Annotated in this window: 20 protein-coding genes; 14 read left to right on the top strand and 6 right to left on the bottom strand. The window is 30.8% G+C overall.

The features are described from left to right. Positions 1–773, top strand: a 773-nt coding sequence (locus tag L8W68_RS07515) for a major outer membrane protein (RefSeq protein ID WP_263675652.1), incomplete at its 5' end; no start/stop codon positions are given. A gap of 23 nt (positions 774–796) precedes the next feature. On the opposite strand, the gene L8W68_RS07520 is transcribed toward L8W68_RS07515, so the two are convergent. Further along, the gene (locus L8W68_RS07520; protein WP_263675653.1) at positions 797–931 is read right to left on the bottom strand and encodes a hypothetical protein; all 135 of its coding nucleotides are present in this window, start codon (positions 929–931) and stop codon (positions 797–799) included. A gap of 129 nt (positions 932–1,060) precedes the next feature. Here L8W68_RS07520 and L8W68_RS07525 point away from each other — a divergent pair, with 129 nt between their 5' ends. From L8W68_RS07525 to lepA, 10 genes are read left to right on the top strand one after another with little or no spacing between them, the layout of a single operon-like run. Continuing rightward, entirely contained in the window at positions 1,061–1,498 is a 438-nt protein-coding gene (locus L8W68_RS07525) for a c-type cytochrome (protein ID WP_039618797.1), read from the top strand. Between the two features lie 17 nt (positions 1,499–1,515). Further along, positions 1,516–2,628, top strand: a complete 1,113-nt coding sequence (locus L8W68_RS07530; protein WP_039618799.1) for an ABC transporter substrate-binding protein — start codon at positions 1,516–1,518, stop codon at positions 2,626–2,628. Between the two features lie 11 nt (positions 2,629–2,639). Then, positions 2,640–3,755 (top strand): ABC transporter substrate-binding protein, encoded by a 1,116-nt coding sequence (locus L8W68_RS07535; protein WP_263675655.1) that lies wholly within the window; start codon positions 2,640–2,642, stop codon positions 3,753–3,755. 20 nt (positions 3,756–3,775) lie between these two features. Next, a complete protein-coding gene (locus tag L8W68_RS07540; protein ID WP_039628648.1) occupies positions 3,776–4,672 on the top strand; it encodes a branched-chain amino acid ABC transporter permease in 897 nt (298 codons plus the stop codon). A 1-nt stretch (position 4,673) separates the two neighbouring features. Next, on the top strand, positions 4,674–5,705 hold the full coding sequence (locus L8W68_RS07545; protein ID WP_039619660.1) for a branched-chain amino acid ABC transporter permease: 1,032 nt from the start codon (positions 4,674–4,676) through the stop codon (positions 5,703–5,705). Then, positions 5,702–6,472 (top strand): ABC transporter ATP-binding protein, encoded by a 771-nt coding sequence (locus L8W68_RS07550; RefSeq protein WP_214127213.1) that lies wholly within the window; start codon positions 5,702–5,704, stop codon positions 6,470–6,472. The genes L8W68_RS07545 and L8W68_RS07550 overlap by 4 nt, the downstream gene beginning before the upstream one ends. Beyond that, the gene (locus L8W68_RS07555) at positions 6,459–7,154 is read left to right on the top strand and encodes a high-affinity branched-chain amino acid transporter, ATP-binding protein (RefSeq protein ID WP_039618807.1); all 696 of its coding nucleotides are present in this window, start codon (positions 6,459–6,461) and stop codon (positions 7,152–7,154) included. The genes L8W68_RS07550 and L8W68_RS07555 overlap by 14 nt, the downstream gene beginning before the upstream one ends. Before the next feature lie 3 nt (positions 7,155–7,157). Then, the gene (gene ccsB / locus L8W68_RS07560) at positions 7,158–10,388 is read left to right on the top strand and encodes a c-type cytochrome biogenesis protein CcsB (protein WP_263675656.1); all 3,231 of its coding nucleotides are present in this window, start codon (positions 7,158–7,160) and stop codon (positions 10,386–10,388) included. A gap of 11 nt (positions 10,389–10,399) precedes the next feature. Then, positions 10,400–10,825, top strand: a complete 426-nt coding sequence (locus tag L8W68_RS07565; RefSeq protein ID WP_263675657.1) for a hypothetical protein — start codon at positions 10,400–10,402, stop codon at positions 10,823–10,825. Between the two features lie 9 nt (positions 10,826–10,834). Beyond that, positions 10,835–12,625, top strand: a complete 1,791-nt coding sequence (gene lepA / locus L8W68_RS07570; RefSeq protein WP_263675659.1) for a translation elongation factor 4 — start codon at positions 10,835–10,837, stop codon at positions 12,623–12,625. Positions 12,626–12,654: 29 nt separating this feature from the next. Here the strand turns inward: lepA and L8W68_RS07575 are convergent, their stop codons facing one another. Beyond that, a complete protein-coding gene (locus tag L8W68_RS07575) occupies positions 12,655–13,275 on the bottom strand; it encodes a hypothetical protein (protein ID WP_263675661.1) in 621 nt (206 codons plus the stop codon). Positions 13,276–13,548: 273 nt separating this feature from the next. On the opposite strand from L8W68_RS07575, the gene L8W68_RS07580 reads away from it, so the two are divergent. Further along, entirely contained in the window at positions 13,549–14,877 is a 1,329-nt protein-coding gene (locus tag L8W68_RS07580; RefSeq protein WP_318529706.1) for an MATE family efflux transporter, read from the top strand. Here the strand turns inward: L8W68_RS07580 and L8W68_RS07585 are convergent. The 4 genes from L8W68_RS07585 to thiD are packed head-to-tail and all read right to left on the bottom strand — an operon-like array spanning position 14,858 to position 17,706. Next, the gene (locus L8W68_RS07585; RefSeq protein ID WP_318529707.1) at positions 14,858–15,499 is read right to left on the bottom strand and encodes a uroporphyrinogen-III synthase; all 642 of its coding nucleotides are present in this window, start codon (positions 15,497–15,499) and stop codon (positions 14,858–14,860) included. The two genes, L8W68_RS07580 and L8W68_RS07585, sit on opposite strands and share 20 nt — an antisense overlap. Continuing rightward, positions 15,496–16,122 (bottom strand): thiamine phosphate synthase, encoded by a 627-nt coding sequence (gene thiE / locus L8W68_RS07590; RefSeq protein ID WP_263675664.1) that lies wholly within the window; start codon positions 16,120–16,122, stop codon positions 15,496–15,498. Before thiE ends, L8W68_RS07585 begins: the two co-directional genes overlap by 4 nt. Continuing rightward, a complete protein-coding gene (gene thiM / locus L8W68_RS07595; protein WP_263675665.1) occupies positions 16,109–16,891 on the bottom strand; it encodes a hydroxyethylthiazole kinase in 783 nt (260 codons plus the stop codon). Before thiM ends, thiE begins: the two co-directional genes overlap by 14 nt. A 2-nt stretch (positions 16,892–16,893) precedes the next feature. Next, positions 16,894–17,706, bottom strand: coding sequence for a bifunctional hydroxymethylpyrimidine kinase/phosphomethylpyrimidine kinase (thiD, locus tag L8W68_RS07600; RefSeq protein WP_412175561.1), 813 nt, complete (start codon positions 17,704–17,706; stop codon positions 16,894–16,896). A 203-nt stretch (positions 17,707–17,909) separates the two neighbouring features. Here thiD and L8W68_RS07605 point away from each other — a divergent pair, with 203 nt between their 5' ends. Further along, positions 17,910–18,380, top strand: coding sequence for a low molecular weight protein-tyrosine-phosphatase (locus L8W68_RS07605; protein WP_263675666.1), 471 nt, complete (start codon positions 17,910–17,912; stop codon positions 18,378–18,380). A 76-nt stretch (positions 18,381–18,456) separates the two neighbouring features. Further along, positions 18,457–19,524: PDC sensor domain-containing protein (locus L8W68_RS07610; protein ID WP_263675668.1), on the top strand; the 1,068-nt coding region annotated here is incomplete at its 3' end.

Consider the following 19,524-nt stretch of genomic DNA (forward strand, 5'->3'; position numbering starts at 1 on the left):
ACTGGTTTGACGCTTTCAATGGTTTAGATGATGGTGACACTTCTTTAACTAACCCTGCTACATCAAAACAAGCAGATGGTAGTATTAAAGAAACAGCTAGCGTAACTCTAGCTAAATCATCACTATATGGTGCTGCTGTATTAGGTGATTTTGATCCATTTGCATTCCAAATATGGGCTGCTTATTCAAACAACTGGGCATTTTTATATGCAGTAGATGCTAGCTATAAATTTGCATTTAACGATATGAACTTCAAAATCCAAGCTCAATACTTAGGAAATAGCCTAGATAGCGACAAAGAAAGAGATTTTAATGCAGACAACGGTAACTTCTATGCTGCTAAATTCAGCGGACAAATCTCTGCTTTTGATTTCCAAGCAGGTGTTATCGGCTATGGTGAAAAAGACAAAAACACTGTAGTTACTTTAGAAGATACAGGTAAAGTTATCGCTCCAGGCCAACAAATTTTCTACTCTGCGGGTAGTGATTTAAGAGGCGATATGGGTGAAAACTTCTTCTATTTTGCAGGTTTAGGCTATACTTTTGCTGAAACACTAAGAGTAGGATTTGACTATATCGGCGGTAAAACTGAATATGCAGCAGGTATCTCTGATACAGATAAAAACGAATATATCGCAAGAGTATCTTACAAATATAGTCCAAAACTTACATTTAGCGGCTTCTATTCTTACTTAACTGAAGATATGAACAAAGCTAATATAGATGATAGAGATGATCAATTCATCAGACTTGAAGCTCTATATAAATTCTAATTATAAAAGCTAAGCCAAAAGGCTTAGCTTACTATATCTAAAATTACCTCTTCTTTTAATCCTTGTATTTTAATTTCTTTTATTTTTAAATCATTAGGTAAGTTTTCAAGCAAAGCTTCTTTACTATGTATATTTTTATTTGCTAATATTCTTAACATTTTACCCCTATAAGATTTTGCAAAATGACTTAAAGTTTTGGAATTTTTTAAAAAAGTGAAAGTGGAGTAAAATTGTTTATTTTTTTTAGATATAATCGAGCTTTATTTATATTTAAAAAAGGCATATTTATGTTACGCTTGTTTATTGTAAGTATTTTATTTGTCAATTCACTATTAGCTTTTAATGTAAAATCTTTATTTACTTATACTTTTAATGATAACATTAGCTATGACTTAGAAAAAGCTAAAGAAATATATTTTAAAAACAAATGCAATACTTGCCATGGAGAAAATGGAGAAAAAAATTCTTATGGTAAAAGAGCCATTAAAGACTTAAGTCCAGAAGAGATCAAAGGTGCTTTAAAAGACTATGCTAATGGATATTTCAAAAATCAATCAAGCGATAATATCCAAATGAGTTTGTATGCTAAAAAATTAAGTGATAGTGATATGAATCACATTATTGCTTATTTGAAAGGACAAAATTTTTCTATAGAGCTTAATCAAAAAGATCTTTTAGAAGAAGAGCCTGCACCAAAAACCAAGCACAATACATTTTTAAAATAACAAAAAAAGGAGTTTTCATGAAAAAAAATCTACTGCTAGCTAGCTTACTTTGTGCTAGTTCAATTTATGCCGCAGAAGTAAAAATAGGCATTGTTTTACCACTTACTGGTACTTTGGCAGCTTATGGCAATGATGTATATGAGGGCATTAAACTAGCTAATACTTTAAATCCAAATTTAAAAAATGGAGATAGTGTTAAAATCATAGCTATTGACACAAAAGGCGATAAAATAGAAGCAGCAAATGCCACTACTAGACTTATCTCTCAAGATAAAGTTTTAGGCCTTATAGGCGAAGCTGTTACACCAAATACTATGCAAGTTTTATCTATAGCTGAAGAAAGAAAAATTCCTGCTATAGCTCCAGTTGCATCAGGTGATAAACTTTTAGATAAAAAAAGCTATGCTAGCAGAGTTTGCTTTATGGATAGTTTTCAAGGAGATAAATTTGCTAACTATGCCTATAAAGATTTAAATTTAAAAAGCGTGGTTGTGATAGTTGATCAAAGCAATGTATATTCATTAGGTTTGGCAAGAGCTTTTGAAAAAGAATTTAAACAAAATGGTGGAAAAGTACTTAAAAAACTAACCATTTCTTCAGGCGATAAGGACTTTAAAGCTATTGTTTCACAACTTAAAAGTATCAACCCTGATTTTGTTTATATGCCAATTTATCACCCAGAAGCTGCTTTAATAGCAAGACAAGCAAAAGCAGTTGGCTTTAACAAGCTTTTAAGTGCAGGCGATGGAGTAAATAATAAAACCTTTATCGAGCTTGGCGGTGATGCTGTAAATGGAGTAATCTTTACCGATAGTTTTGATTATAATAATCCTCCGACAACTCTTTCTAAAAAATTTATTGAAGCTTATGAAAAAGATCATGGCACAAAAGAACTTCCAGCATTTTCTGCTATGGGAGCTGATGCATATTATGTAATGGTAAATGCAATGAATGAATGTGCGAATAATCTTAACGCACAATGCATTAATGAAAAAATTCATTCAACAAATAATTTTGAAGGCGTAGGTGGAGTTATAAGCATAGACGCTAGTGGTAATGCAAGTCGTTCTGTAGTTATAAAAGAAATACAAGAACAAAAACAAGTTTATAAAACTATTATCAATCCTTGAAAGGTTAAACTATGAAAAAAATTAGCATAGCTATATTGTCTATCATAGCTAGTAATATCATACAAGCAAAAGAAATTAACATCGGCGTAGTTTTACCTCTAACAGGCTCTACTGCAGCTTATGGGCAAAGTGCTTTAGATGGAGTGAAAATTGCAAATTCTATGAAAAACACTTTAAGCAATGGAGATAAAGTAAATTTAGTAGTAGTTGATACAAAAGGCGATAAAATAGAAAGTGCAAATGCTAGTACAAGACTAGTTTCACAAAACAAAGCGTATGCACTAATTGGAGAAATGCTAACAGCTAATACTTTGCAAGTGATAAGAATTGGCGAGGAAAAAAAGATCCCAGTGGTTGCTCCTGCAGCTACTGCTGATAAAATTTTAAATAAAAAATTATACGCTAGCAGAGTTTGTTTTATGGATAGCTTTCAAGGCTCATCCTTAGCTAATTATGTAAAAAATAAGCTAAATTACACCAAAGCTGTGATAATTAGCGATCAAAGTGCGGATTATTCTTTAGGTTTAACTAGAGCCTTTGAAAAAGAATTTAGCAAACAAGGTGGAAAAATTTTAGATAAATTTAGAATTACAGCAGGCGATAAAGACTTCAAAGCTATTCTTTCACAAATTAAAAATTTAAAACCTGATTTTATTTATCTTCCGGTATATTACACCGAGGCTTCTTTGTTTGCACGCCAAGCAAAAGCAATGGGTATAAATATCCCTATGGGTTCAGCAGATGGGGTGGCTGATGAAACTTTTATTAATCTAGCTCAAGAAGCAGCTGAAGGATATTTATTTACCGATAGCTTTGATTATCACAATCCCCCAACGCAAATTTCAAAAGACTTTATATTAGCTTATGAAAAAGAAAAACAAAGTAAAGAAGTTCCAAATTTCACAGCTATGGGTGCAGATGCGTATTTTGTGATTTTTGAAGCTATGCAAAAATGTATTAATGATTTTAACAGTGAATGTATCAATAACAATATCCACACTACTTCAAAATTTGAAGGTGTTAGCGGGGTGATTAGCATTGATAAAACAGGCAATGCTACGCGTTCAATTGTTATAAAATCAATAGAAAATCAAAAGCAAATTTATAAAGATACGATTTTTCCGTAAATAAAATTTTAAGAGGTTCAATGGATAGTTCTTTAATTTTACAGCAAATTATAAATGGTTTTAGCTTAGGTAGCATGTATGCACTTATTGCTATAGGCTATACAATGGTCTATGGTGTTTTAAGATTGATTAATTTTGCACATGGTGACATCATGATGGTAGGTGCATACTCGGCTTTATTTTGTGTTACAAGTATGAATGTGCCATTTTTAGGAGCTCTTTCTTTGGCTATGTTATTTGCAGCAGCTTTAGGGATAGCTATTGATAGAGTAGCTTATAAACCTTTAAGAAAAGCACCTAGAATTTCTTTACTTATTACAGCTATAGGTATAAGCTTTTTAATACAAAATGTCTTTAATGTCTTATTTGGCTCAACCCCAAAATATTTTCCTGTACCAAGTTATCTTGAAACAGTGATTAATTTTAATAATATCAGCATTAGTATTAATAGTATTTTAGTGCCTATTTTGACATTTTTTATACTATTAGTGGTTTTATTCATACTTTATAAAAGCAAATATGGCATTGCTATTAGAGCTTTAGCTTTTGATATTCATACTGTAAATTTAATGGGAATTGATGCAAATCGTATTATTGCTATTGTGTTTGCATTGGGCTCGGCTTTAGCTGCTATTGGTGGTATTTTTTGGGCTGTTAGTTATCCTTCTGTTGAACCTAGTATGGGAACTCTTATAGGACTTAAGGCATTTGGCGCTGCTGTTTTAGGTGGCATTGGCTCGGTTGCTGGAGCGGTTTTAGGTGGCTTGATTATAGGATTTACAGAAGTTGTTGTAGTTGCTATTTTCCCTGATCTTTCTGGTTTTAAAGATGCTTTTGCGTTTATCTTTTTAGTATTGATTTTACTTTTTAAACCAACCGGAATTTTAGGTATTAATTTTGAAAAAAGTAGGTTTTAAGATGGTTGCAAGAAAAATTACACATTTAAGTTTTTTTATCATAGCACTTGCTTTTCTTTTTATATCTCCTTATTTTTTCAATGATTATAAAATAGGAATTTTAAGCAATATTGCTATTTTTGTTATCTTAGCAGTAAGCTATAATCTTATCAATGGGGTTACAGGACAATTTTCACTAGAACCAAATGGCTTTGTAGCTATAGGAGCTTATGTTGCAGCTTTAGTTTTACTTACAAGTGAAAGCAAAATCGACCAGTTTTCTTTAGAAGATCCAAGTAGCTTTATTTTGATGATTCATTCACCAAGTTTTATTGTGGCTTTACTCGCTGCTGGACTTTGTGCTATGCTTTTATCTTTAGTTTTGGCCTTTGCAGTATTTAGAGTTAGAGGGGATTATTTAGCAATTGTAACACTAGGTTTTGGTATTATCATCAAACTTATGGCGATTAACTTTGCTTCTGTTACAAATGGTTCTTTAGGTTTAAATGACATTCCTAAACATACCACCTTATACTGGAGTGGTGGGATTGCTATATTTTCTGTTATTATCATCTTAAATATTGTTAGTTCAAAATTTGGTAGAGCTATGAAAGCCGTAAGAGATGATGAGGATGCAGCATTAGCAATGGGTATAAACACCTTTAATATCAAAACCCTAGCCTTTAGCACTTCAGCATTTTTAGAAGGTGTCGGCGGAGGCTTGCTTGCTTGTGCGCTAGCTTCAGTTTCACCTGAGCAATTTGACTTTTTATTTACCTTCCAACTTTTAATCATCATTGTTTTAGGTGGTTTGGGTTCAACTACCGGTGCTATCATCGGAGCTATTTTGGTAATAGGCGGAAGTGAGTATTTAAGATTTTTAGATGAAAGTATGAATATTTTTGGCTATGAAACTCCTGCTATGCCTGGTCTTAGAATGGTTGTATTTTCTGTTATATTAATTTTAGTAATGCTTTTTGCAAGAAGAGGAATAATGGGCGATAAAGAACTAACAGATATTTTATTTAAGTTTTCTAAAAGGAAGAAGAAATGATTTTAGAACTTAAAGAAATTCATAAAAATTTTGGCGGAGTTAACGCTATAACAAATACTTCTTTTGCTATTAGAGAAAGTGAAATTTTTGGGCTTATAGGTCCAAATGGCGCAGGTAAAACCACTCTATTTAATATTATCACAGGAAATTATAAGCCAAGTAGCGGGGAAGTCTTTTTTCTAGGAAAAAAAATTGATCATTTAAAACCACACAAAATAGTTCATCTAGGTATAGCAAGAACTTTTCAAAATATCAGACTTTTTTCAAGCATGAGTGTTTTAGAAAATGTATTGATTGGTTTTGATAAGAGCATTAAATATAATATTTTTGAAGCTTTTTTGCACCTTGGAAGATTTTCCAAAGCAGAAAAAAATGCAAAAAAAGCAGCTTATGAAATTTTAGAACAGCTCAATATCGCTCATTTGGCTGATGAAAAAGCTACTAGTTTAAGCTATGGTCAGCAAAGAAAAGTTGAAATAGCAAGAGCTTTAGCAACAAATCCTAAGCTTTTATTACTAGATGAACCTGCAGCAGGTATGAATTCTACAGAAAGTGATGATTTAGCTGAGTTAATTTTTAACATAAGAGATAATAAAAAAATTAGTGTTTTACTTATCGAGCATGATATGAAATTTGTAAATAAACTTTGTGATAGGGTTATGGTACTTGATTATGGTAAGACTATTTTTGAGGGAAAACCAAACGATGCGGTGCAAAACCCTGAAGTAATTAGTGCGTATTTGGGAGATTTTAATGCTAGTAGTTAAAGATTTACATGTTTATTATGGTTTAATAGAGGCTGTTAAAGGTATTGATTTTACTATAAAAACAGGAAGTATAGTTAGCTTAATAGGCTCAAATGGTGCAGGAAAAACCTCAACACTTAATGCTATGCTAAATTGTGTTAAAAAAACCGGCGAGGTAACCTTTTTAGGCTATGATACTCAAAGACACTTACCGCACACTCTAGTTCAAAAAGGTATCGCCTTAGTACCTGAGGGAAGAAGGGTTTTTATCAATCTCACTATAGAAGAAAATTTAAAAATTGGTGCTTTTAATAATGCAGAAAATTACGAGCATTTAAAAAATCAAATGTATAGACTTTTTCCAAGATTAAAAGATAAAAAAAATGCCCTTGCAGGAACTCTAAGCGGTGGGGAAGCTCAAATGCTAGCTATCTCAAGAGCACTCATGAGCGAACCAAAGCTTTTAATGCTCGATGAGCCCTCATTAGGTCTTGCTCCAAAAATAGTTGGAGAGGTTTTTGATATTATAGTCAAATTAAAAGAAGAAGGAATTACTATTTTATTAGTAGAACAAAATGCATTTTCAGCTTTAAAAATCAGCGACTATGCTTACGTTTTAGAAAATGGCAAAATCGCTATGCATGCACCTGCAAAAGATCTTATCGGTAATGATGAGATTAGAAAAAAATACCTTGGAGCTTAATTCATGAAAAAACAACTTTTAGCTTTTGGGGATATAAAAATTTCTATTTTTTTATTTTTAATTTTTGCCCTATTTTGCGCCCTAGCTACTTTCATAGAAAGCGCTTATAATACGCCAACAGCTTGGGCGATGATCTATGGCTCTTCTTGGTTTGGTTTTATACAACTCATACTAGGGATTAATCTTTTAGCAGCTCTTTTTAAATACAAAATGTTTAATAAGAAAAAAATACCACTTTTAATCTTTCATATCTCATTTTTATTTATATTACTAGGCTCAGCTATGACTAGATATATGGGATTTGAAGGAAATTTACACATTAGAGAAAATGAAAAAAACAACATCATTGAAACTTCAAAAAGTTATATTTACATAGCAACCTTAAAAGATGATAAAGTATACAGTGCTTCAAAATCTGAATACATAGCAACCCTACCTTTTGTAAATGATTTTTCATTTGATTTAATCTTGCCTGATGAAAAAGCCCAAATTACATATGAAAATTTAATCTTAGATGCAAAAGAAATTTATATTGATGATAACAATTCTGCTCCACTTTTATCTTTAATGCTTTCACAAAATAACGAGTCTAAAGAATTACTTTTTCAAGCAGGAGATATTGAAAATATTAACGGTGTTAATATAGCGTTTTTAAATGACTCCGTTCCAAGTCCTTATATAAAAATCGATAAAGATTTAAAACTTAGTGCTGATTTTGATTTAAAATACATGTCAATGAGTGATGGCAAAGAAAATATTTTAAAAGCAAATCAAAAAGCACAAGCTAAAGATTTAAGATTGTATTCTTTTAATGATATTAATTTAGTAGTTAAATTTGCTTCCTTGCATGGTAAAAAAACTTTAGAAGGTATCAATCAAGCTCAAGATGAAAGCTTTTTTACTTGGTTTAAAAATAGTTGGATAGAGCTGGGACGTAATGCTTTGATTTCTTTGTTTGGTGAGGCAAAATACTGGAATAATTCTTTATTAAACAATTTCAAAGATTTTGCACAAAGCACTAAATATATGCCAACTCAACTTTCAGAAAATGCTATTAATGCTTTAAAATTAAAACTAAGCTACAAAGGAGAATCCAAAGAAGTTTTCCTAGTAGAATACAATTCACCTATTCGCATTGATGTAGCAGGTCAACCTTTCTTTTTAAGATGGGGTCCTAAAGGAATAGAAATGCCATTTGAAATGTACTTAAAAGACTTTGAATTAGAACGTTATCCTGGTTCGATGTCGCCTATGTCTTATGCAAGTTATGTAGAAATTGACAATGCTGATAAGAAACTAGAATATAAAATTTTTATGAATAATGTTTTAGATTATCAAGGTTATAGATTTTATCAAAGCTCATACGATCAAGATGAGCTTGGCACCATACTTTCAGTCAATAAAGATCCGGGTAAAATTCCTACATATATAGGATATTTTTTACTCACATTAGGAATGTTTTTAAATATTTTAAATCCTCATTCAAGATTTAGAACCTTAGCTAAATTAATCAATCAAGACACCCTAAAAAAAACAAGTGCTATTTTGGCTTTTATATTAGTTTTATTTGCAGGCCAAAATACTTACGCAAATGAGCCTATCAAGGTAGATGAAGCGCATGCAAAAGAACTTGCTTCTTTAGTAGTGCAAAAACCTGATGGCAGAATGGTGCCTTTTAATACTTTAGCCATGGAAGTTTTAGAAAAAATATACAAAAACACAACCTTTCAAGGCCAAAGTGCCGAAGCAACAATCATATCAATGATTTTTGATGGTAGTGCATGGTATGATAAAGATATTATATTTATGCCGACAAGTCGCTTGGTTAATGAAGAAATTTCTAAAATTTTAGGTATTAAACCTAGAGCTTATACTAGTTTTAAAGATTTTTTCACTACAGATGCTTATAAACTACAAAAATATGTAGAAAATGCTAATAGAAAAAATCCAAACCGCAGAAGTGTTTTTGATAAAGAAATCATCAAGCTTGATGAAAGGGTTAATATTGTAAATTTAATCTTCTCAGGCGATATTTTTAGATTTATTCCTTTGCAAAATAGCACCAACAATCAATGGGTAGCACCACGTGAAGCTTATATAGGTTTAAAAGGCGCAGAAGGTGCGGAGGTTAAAAGTATTTTAGAAAACTATTTTAATGCAGTTAGTAACTCTATTGCGCACAATAACTGGGATGAAGCAACTAAAAACTTAAATATCATCAAAAACTATCAAGAAAAATATGGCCATGAAGTTATGCCAAGTGCTAAAAAAATTAACACAGAAATCTTTTTCAATAAAAGTCAAATTTTTGTAAATCTTGCTCCGCTTTATTTATGTGCTGGATTTTTACTTTTGATTATAGTTTTTGTTAAGATGCTACTGCCAAAAATACGCATTGATTTTATCTTTAAATGTGTTTATGTATTTAATATTGTAGCATTTTTCATCCATACTCTAGGCTTAGCTTTGCGTTGGTATATAGCAGGTCGCGCACCATGGAGTAATGCCTATGAGAGCATGGTTTATATAGCTTGGGCTTTATCATTATCTGGAATTTTCTTTTCTAGAAAAAGCCCTATTGCACTTTCTTTAACTTCTATTTTAGCAGGAGTTACTTTAGGTGTAGCTCATCTTAGTCAAATGGATCCACAAATTACCAACTTAGTTCCTGTGTTACAATCATACTGGCTTACTATACATGTTTCAGTTATTACTGCTAGCTATGGATTTTTAGGACTATGTGCATTATTAGGCATATTTGTACTTGTTTTATTATGTATGCTAAAAATCAATGGTAAGCATAATGAAAATATTTTAAGAAATATTACAGAAGCAACAAGAATTAATGAAATGGCTATGATTTTAGGACTTTGCTTGCTTACAGTTGGAAATTTCTTAGGTGCTATATGGGCAAATGAAAGTTGGGGAAGATATTGGAGTTGGGATTCTAAGGAAACTTGGGCTTTAATTAGTATTTTAGTCTATGCAGCTATTTTACACATTAGAATGGTACCAAAATGGGCAAATCAATACACTTTTGCAGTTTGCTCTATGTTTGCATACTGGGTAATTATTATGACTTATTTTGGAGTAAATTACTTTTTAACCGGTATGCACTCTTACGCAGCAGGAGATTCAGTAAAAATTCCTGATTATGTATATTGGGGCTTTTTATTTATGGTGGCACTAAGCATAGTAAGTTATTTCAAAAGAACTTATGCAAAAAAATTATAGAAAGGCTTTAAATGAATAATTCTCTTTTTATATTTTTAATTGTAGCTTTAGTTATTGTTATCATACTTGGTATTCTTTTGGTTTTATTTTTTACCCATAAAGATAAACAACCCAACAAAACCAATGCAACCAAAGCTCCAAAAATAAGCAATATAGAAGATTTTATATCCAAGGCTAATGGGGCAAAAAATTCCCAAGAAATTCAAGCTTTAATCTTGCAATTTTTAAATTCACAAAAATTTGGCTCTAATCCAAAAGATAGTGCCACTAAAAGAAAACTTGATTTCATTAGTGCTATTTCAGCTAATGCTAATGCTACTCCTAAAAATATTTCTTTTTTAAATAACGAACTAAAAAAGCGTTATAAAGCTTTAAAAAAAGAAATAGATGCTTATGAGCAAATAGGTCTAGCAAAAAGAAAAATGAGACAATCTTAAGGTTTTTTGATGAAAAATATTAGAAATTTCTCTATCATAGCTCATATTGATCATGGAAAAAGTACACTAGCTGATAGAATTATTAGTGAATGTGGTGCAATTAGTGACAGACAAATGAGCGCCCAAGTAATGGATACTATGGATATAGAAAAAGAGCGTGGTATAACTATAAAAGCTCAATCTGTGCGTTTAAATTATAAATTCAATAACGAAGAATATGTATTAAATTTGATAGACACTCCAGGCCATGTTGATTTTTCCTATGAAGTAAGTCGTTCTTTAGCAAGTTGTGAAGGAGCTTTGCTTGTTGTTGATGCTTCACAAGGAGTAGAAGCTCAAACTATAGCCAATGTTTATATAGCTTTAGAAAATGATCTTGAAATCATACCAGTGATAAATAAAATAGATCTTCCTTCAGCTGATATAGAAAAGGTTAAGCACGAAATAGAACATATTATAGGAATTGATTGCTCAAATGCAATTTGTGTTAGCGCAAAAACAGGTGTAGGTATAAAAGAACTCATAGAAACCATCATCACAAAAATTCCTGCACCAAAAACCAATGATGAAGCGCCTACTAAAGCTTTAATCTATGATTCTTGGTTTGATAATTATCTTGGAGCTTTGGCTTTGGTTAGAATTTATGAGGGAAATATAGCTAAAAATGATGAAGTTTTAGTTATGAGTACAGATAAAAAACATCTTGTGCAAGATCTTTTTTACCCTCATCCATTAAGTCCTATAAAAACCAAAAAATTAGAATCAGGTGAAGTAGGTGTTATCGTGCTTGGACTTAAAAATGTTGCCGATGTTCAAGTAGGCGATACCATAACACTAACTAAAAACAAAGCAAAAGAAGCCATTGGTGGTTTTGAAAAAGCTAAAGCTTTTGTTTTTGCAGGGTTATACCCTATAGAAACAGATAAATTTGAAGATTTAAGAGATGCTTTAGATAAATTAAAACTCAATGATAGTTCTATTACCTATGAACCTGAGACATCTCTAGCTTTAGGGTTTGGTTTTAGGGTTGGTTTTTTAGGTCTTTTACACATGGAGGTTATTAAAGAAAGACTTGAGCGTGAGTTTAACCTTGATTTGATTGCTACTGCTCCAACTGTTACTTATGAAATTTATCAAACTGATGGAGAAGTTTTAAAAATTCAAAATCCAAGCGAACTACCTCCGGTAAATAAAATCGACCACATAAAAGAACCTTATGTAAAAGCAACCATCATAACTCCAAGTGAATATTTAGGAAATTTAATCACTCTTTTAAATCGCAAACGTGGTATGCAGGTTAAAATGGATTATATTACCCCTGAGCGTGTTTTACTTGAGTATGATATACCTTTAAATGAAATCGTTATGGACTTTTATGATAAACTCAAATCACTTACTAAAGGTTATGCTAGTTTTGATTATGAGCCTATTGAATTTAGAGTGGGCGATCTTGTAAAGCTTGATATTAAAGTAGCTGGTGAAAATGTCGATGCACTAAGCATCATAGTGCCAAATGAAAAAGCGCTAAGCAAAGGTAGAGAACTAGTAAAAGCGATGAAAGAAATCGTCCCAAGACAGCTTTTTGAAGTCGCCATCCAAGCAAGCATAGGTAATAAAATCATCGCAAGAGAAAATGTAAAATCCATGGGTAAAAATGTAACCGCAAAATGCTATGGCGGGGATATTACTAGAAAAAGAAAGCTTCTTGAAAAACAAAAAGAAGGTAAAAAAAGAATGAAAGCTATCGGTAAAGTACATTTACCTCAAGAAGCATTTTTAAGTGTTTTAAAAATAGACTAAATCCCTAGTTTAGAACTAGGGATATAAATTTATGCATTGATATCTAAAGAATTTCCACCCATTTCATTGATTTTTTGAGTTACTTTTTCGATAGCTTTATCAATTGTTTCATAGCTGATATCAGGAAGTTTGCCACCCCACATTTTTTCCGCTTGCGCAAATCCTGCTTTTAGACCTTCTAAACCTTTTTGAAGTTTTTCCATATCATCACCAGCCCCATTAATAACAAAATCAGCCAATCTTTGAGATGTTTTTGCTACACCAAAATACCCATCTTCCCCAATAAGCTCTTTTGCCTCATCAGCATTTAAACTAAGTATATCTTTGCCTTCATATCCTATAGCTTTAAAATCTACATTTGATAAAATAGCTGTTAAAGAATCCTTAGACTGAGCTCCTTGAAAAATCCCAGCTTGAGTTAAACCATTAGAGGAACTCATGCTAAATGCTTGTTGCATAAAGCTCATAGCATAAAGTTCTGTTATACCTTTTCCACCTATGCTAGCAAGCTTACTAAGCTTATCCTCATCAATATCTTTTGTGCTATTAGCACTTTTAGTATTGGCATCTTCAAGTTTTGTATTCAAATTAGCCTTCCTATTGCTAACTTGCGACTCCACTGCCACACGTGAATACGAATTTATTTGCATCCTTGCTCCTTTTTTTGTGGGTTTATAAAAATCGTCTAAAAAAAATTAAAATTTACATTAAGAAATTTATAATTACACTTAGAATACAATAACAAACATTTACTATATTTTTAAAATTTAGGTGATATAAATGTTTTTTAAAGATTTTTTCATAACCATTGTTGATCCGTATTTTAAAGATATTATAGAAGGTATAGAATCTCTTTATTAAATTTATTTTATCTATATAACCATAATTAGTAAAATAATTTTTAATAAGGAAAAGCTATGTCAATACATAATTTTTACACCACATTAAATCCTACTACACTTTTTACAAAATGCGCTTTGCCAAATATGGCGAGTATGGCTTTTATTTATCTTTATGTGATTATTGATGGAATTTTTGTTGGAAGATATTTAGGTTCAGATGCGCTTGCTGCTATGAATTTAATGATGCCTTTTATCATGATAAGTTTTGCTTTAGCTGATATGATAGCCATAGGTTCATCAGTGCAAATAGCAATTAATCTAGGTAAAGGAAAAATTGAAAAAGCAAGAGCTATTTTTTCTTTTTGTATAGTTCTTATTTTTGTAATTTCTTGTTTAATGGGAATTTTAGGATTTTTCTTAGCAAAAGCATTAAGTGCTTTTATGGGAGCTGATGAGAATATTCAAAGCTTATCTACTGAATATATGCAAATTTTTGCTATTTTTGCTCCCTTTACTATGCTAGCTTTTGCCATGGATAATTATCTTAGAATCTGTGGAAAAACTTTTTACAGTATGATGGTTAATGTCATTACTGCTTTGAGTAATATTTTTCTTGATTGGCTTTTTATAGTGGTTTTTGATTGGGGACTTTTTTCAGCAGCTTTAGCAACTTGTATAGGGATGTTTTTAGGAAGCATTTTAGGGATATTACCTTTTGTTTTTAAAGATTTAGTTTTAAAATTTAAAAAGCCAATAATTAAACTACAAATACTAAAAAATATACTCTATAATGGCTCATCTGAATTTTTTTCTAATATTTCTAGCTCTTTTTATACCATCTTAGCTAATGCTTTCTTGCTTAAACTTTCTGGAAGTACAGCTGTTGCAGCATTTTCTGTGATTTTATATCTTAGCACTTTTGTTTTCATGCTAGTTTTGGCCATGTGTGATGCTATGCAACCTGCATTAAGTTATAATTATGGACACAAAAATATTGCAAGAATTCAAGCTATTTTTAAAAGAATGTTTTTTGCTTCCTGGGGTGTAAGTACAATGGCATTTTTGTTTGTTTATTTTTTCAATAACCTTATAGTAGATATTTTTAATAAAGATAACAACCAAGATTTTATCCATATAGCACAAAATGCTTTAATATTTTTTTCTTTTTCGTTTTTATTTTCTTGGTTTGGAAAACTTTGTGCTTCATTTTTCACAGCACTTGATAAACCCTTACTTTCTTTAGGAATTTCTATTTCCCAAAGTCTTATTTTTCCATTCTTATCTTTATTTATACTAACGCAATTTTTAGGAGTAAATGGAGTTTGGCTAGCTACTTTAGTGGGCGATATTTGTATGATTTTTATTGCTTCAATTTTACTATATAATACTTTTAAAGATCTAAACTCTTAGCCAAATTTAAACAAGAGTTTAGATCTTGCTTTTCACATATATATAAATTTTTAAAATTACGAAGTTTTAAAGCTGTACTTTGACCTATAACTACAACCTTATCTTCTTTTTCTAATGCAAAAAATTTCAAAAATTGCTCTATGCTTGAAGGAGCACTAAAGATAAAAACGCTAGGATGTTGTATTTTTAACTCATCTTTTTTGGGCTCTATGGCTACATTTTCATAAACAATTAATTGTTTTAAAGAGATATTTTCATTTAATAAAACCTCATCAAGGCCTGAGCTAATTTTCTTAGCTCTTAAATAAAGACATTTTTTATTTTTAAACTCAGATAAAAACTCGCTAGCTAAATTTTTACCATAAGCTTTACTAGGATATTTGATATTTTTAAAACCAAGTTCTTTTGCAAAATCAGCACTTTTTTCTCCCACAGCATAAAGTTTAATATCAAAATCAATTTTGCTTTTACTTGACATTAATGCTTTTAATGCATTCTTAGAGCTAATGATCAAGCAATCAAATTCTTTTAAATTCACTTCAAAATCAAGAAATTTGATTTCATTTAATCTTATAGTCTTAACGCCATCAAATTCTTTATCCCCTATAAAATAAATCATTATTTTCCTATAAAAGTTTTATCAAAATTTGATCTTAAATTTAAAGTTGCCATATAAGGATCATTTGCTTGCATTATTGCTCTAACCACAGCTATACCTTGTATATTACAATCTTTAAGCAAATTTAAATTAACTTCATCTATCCCACCTATAGCTACAATAGGTAAAGAAGCTAAACTAGTAATTTCTTTTAATCCATCTATACCAAGCACAATACAATCTTGCTTGCTAGGTGTAGCAAAAACAGCCCCTACTCCAAGATAAGTAGCGCTTTGAGTATTAGCAAGTTCACTTTTATGATTGATCGTAAGTCCTATGATTTTATCTTCACCTAAAAGTTCTCTTGCTTTTTTTAAAGGCATATCCTTTTGTCCTATATGCACTCCATTTGCATTCACAGCCATGGCTATATCGATTCTATCATTTATCACAAAAGGTGTATTGTATTTTTCACACAAAACTTTAACTTTTAAAGCAAGATTATAAAATTCTAAAGTGCTAAGATTTTTTTCCCTAAGTTGCAAAATATCAATCTTAGCTTTCAAAGAAGCTTCTAAAATATTTAAAAACTCACTTTCACTTTTCTCACCTTTGCTTGCAACAAGATAAATTTTAAATGATTTCATATCTAGCTCTTTTTTTAATTTCTTCATCATTTAAATTACTTAAAGCATCGATTAAATTCACTCTAAAACTACCACTTCCACTAGAAAGCTCTTGAGCGATTTCACTAGCTATACCAAAACTAAGCAAAGCATATAAACTAGCTTGAAATTTATCTTCTAATGCTCCTGCAAAAACTCCACACAAAGAAGCACACATACAACCTGCTCCAGTTATTTTAGTAGCCATAATAGAGCCATTATAAACTTTTGCAACACGCTCTTGATTTATAATATAATCAATTTTCCCAGTTATAACCAAAACACGCTTAGTTTTATATGAGTATTCTCTAGCTTTTTCTAAAAACTCATCATTAATCACAAAAGTACTATCAACCCCTCTTGCTTTACCATCTAAACCTATAACACTAGCCATTTCAGACGCATTTGCTTTAACAATACTAATGCCTTTTAGATTAAGCAATTCAAAATTAATCCCATCTCTTGCCTTACTCACGCCCAAAGCAACAGGATCAAAAACTATAGGTTTATTTAATAAAGCATATTCTTTGGTTGCTTTTAACATAGAATTTGCTACAAGCTGATTAATTGTACCTGTATTTAATACTAAGGCTGAGCTTATTTTAGCAAAATCAGTTTGTTCTTCATAAAAATCAGCCATAGCAGCACTTGCTCCTACTGCTATAGTTACATTCGCGCAATCATTGGCTGTAACATAATTAGTAATATGATGAATCAAAGGATTTTTTTCTCTTACTGCTTTGATAATCATTTTTACTCCTTATCAAATTGGAAAAAGTGATTAGTTGGACCACAACCTTTTCCAAGTGCTAAAGAATTTAAAATAGCTCCATACACATAATCTTTAGCAAGCTTTATAGCTTCATGTTTTTCTTTACCTAAGGCAAGATTACTAGCTATAGCTGAACTTAATGTACAACCTGTGCCATGTGTGTTTTTTGTATTAATTTTTTCTGCTTTAAAAATACCAAATTCCTTTCCATCATAAAAAACATCATTAGTATTATCTTTACTATGCCCACCTTTAATCAAAACACTTTTTGCGCCTTCTTTGAAAAGCTTTATAGCGGCTTTTTTCATATCCTCTTCATTAAGTATTTTAAAATCACACAAAAATTCAGCCTCAGGTATATTTGGCGTAAGTACATCAGCTAAAGATAAAATTTCATCTTTAAAAAACTGACAATTTTCTAAAGGCATTAATGCATAGCCATTTTTTGCAAACATCACAGGATCAATCACTACATTTTTGGCTTTAAAGCGTAATAAATTTTCTTTTACACAAGTTATAATTTCTTTTGAACCTAGCATTCCAATTTTCACAGCAGCTGGCTCTATGTCTTCATAAACTGCTAACATTTGCTCATCTATTATCTTAGTGGGTATATCAAAACAAGAAATCACTCTTGCAGTGTTTTCAGCCACAACGCTTAAAACTACACTCATACCAAATAAATTATGCGCACCAAAAGTTTTTAAATCAGCTTGTATGCCAGCCCCACCACTACAATCACTCCCAGCTATAGTTAAGATAGGAATTTTAGTTTTTGTTTTTGCTTGTATCATTTTTATCCTTTTTTATAAAAAAGGAAAGTTTTTGCAAGAATTCAAAGTTCGCATTACCAAACTTCTCAAGGGTCGAAGTCTAACTTCCTCTCAGCAAAAGCTCCCCATTAATGAAAAATTATATCTTAGTTTTAATTAATCTTAAAAAATATTTTAAAATACTGCTATAATTTTGAAAAAACTACACAATTTTTGAGGAAAAAATGACTAAAATTATTTTTGTTTGCTTAGGGAATATTTGTCGTTCTCCCATGGCTGAATTTATTATGAAAGATCTTTTAATAAAAGCAAATTTAAACGATAGATTTACTGTTTCTAGTGCAGGCACTTCAGGTTATCATGATGGAGAGGATATGCATTATAAAACCAAAGCCATGTTAAATAGTAAAAATATCAATTCCAAGCCATTTTGCAGTCAAAAACTAAGCTTAAAAATGTGCGAAGAAAATGATCTTATCATTGTTATGGATAATTCTAATTATAATGATGTAGTTAAAAATTTTCCAAATTTTAAACACAAAATTCATAAAATCACTTCTTTTGCTTTAGAATTAGAATATGATGAAGTTCCTGATCCTTGGTATAGTGGGGATTTTGATGAAACTTATACTATACTTTCAAAAGCATGTTCTAATCTTTTAAATTCTCTTTATAAAAATTTATCATTTAAATAATATTTGGTTCTTTTTTAATTTTTAGTGCTATAATAAACTCGTTTAAATCTTAACTATAACAAAAGGAGTTTATTTAATGAAAAGTATCAAACTAAAAATTTCATTAATTGCAAACATTATAGCTATAGTATGTCTTATAATACTTGGCATTGTTAGTTTTATTTTTACAAAAAAAGCTTTAAATTATGAGGTGGTAAAAGCTGAAACCAATTATGTAAGAACTGCAGAAAAATCAATGAGAGATTTTAAAAATCTTAATGTTCATTCTTTAGAAAAACTTTCTCAAGCTATCTTAAAACTTCCATATGATGCACTCAGCACCCAAGATAAACTTATGCAAAATACAGGTAATTTACTTAAAGCTGTTAGAGATATGAACAGCTATTTAGCCGTTTATATAGCTCAACCAAATGGCGAATTGATAGTAAGTGATCCAGATAGCGATAGCAAAGGTTTAGATTATGGAATTTATGGAAAAGCAGATAATTACGATGCAACAACGAGAGAATTTTATATAGAAGCTAGAAAGAAAAATGGCTTATACATTACTGCATCTTATATTGATGCAACAACTGGTTTACCATGTTTTACCTACTCTATGCCATTAATCAAAGATGGTAAATTCATAGGTATATTAGCCATTGATGTTTTGGTAAAAGATCTACAAAACGAATTTAGCGAACTACCAGGAAGAACCTTTGTGTTTGACCAAGCTTATACTGTATTTGCTTCAACTGATAAAACATTAGTTAGTGGAGAGCAAAATCCAGATATTATTACAGTAGCTAAAGCTTACGAAAAAGCTGGCGATTATAATATTTTCAGCTATACCACACAAAATGGTAACAATAGATTTGGTATTTGTGTTAATGTTGATGGTTATACAACTTGTGCGGGCGAAAATATAGAAGTTATTGAAGCTCCTGCTTTAAAAATAGCTTATATTCAAACCACTATTGTTATTTTTACAAGTATAGCTAGTATCATTTTACTCTACTTCATCATCTCTTATTATCTATCCCCTTTACAAGCAATCCAAAAAGGTATCAACTCTTTCTTTGATTTTATCAATCATAAAACAAAAGATTCTACTATGATAAATGTTAAAACCAATGATGAGCTTGGTGCTATTGCCAAAGCCATC

It is taken from the genome of Campylobacter sp. FU_497 (assembly GCF_025772425.1).
In the GTDB taxonomy this organism is placed as follows: Bacteria; Campylobacterota; Campylobacteria; order Campylobacterales; family Campylobacteraceae; genus Campylobacter_D; species Campylobacter_D lari_C.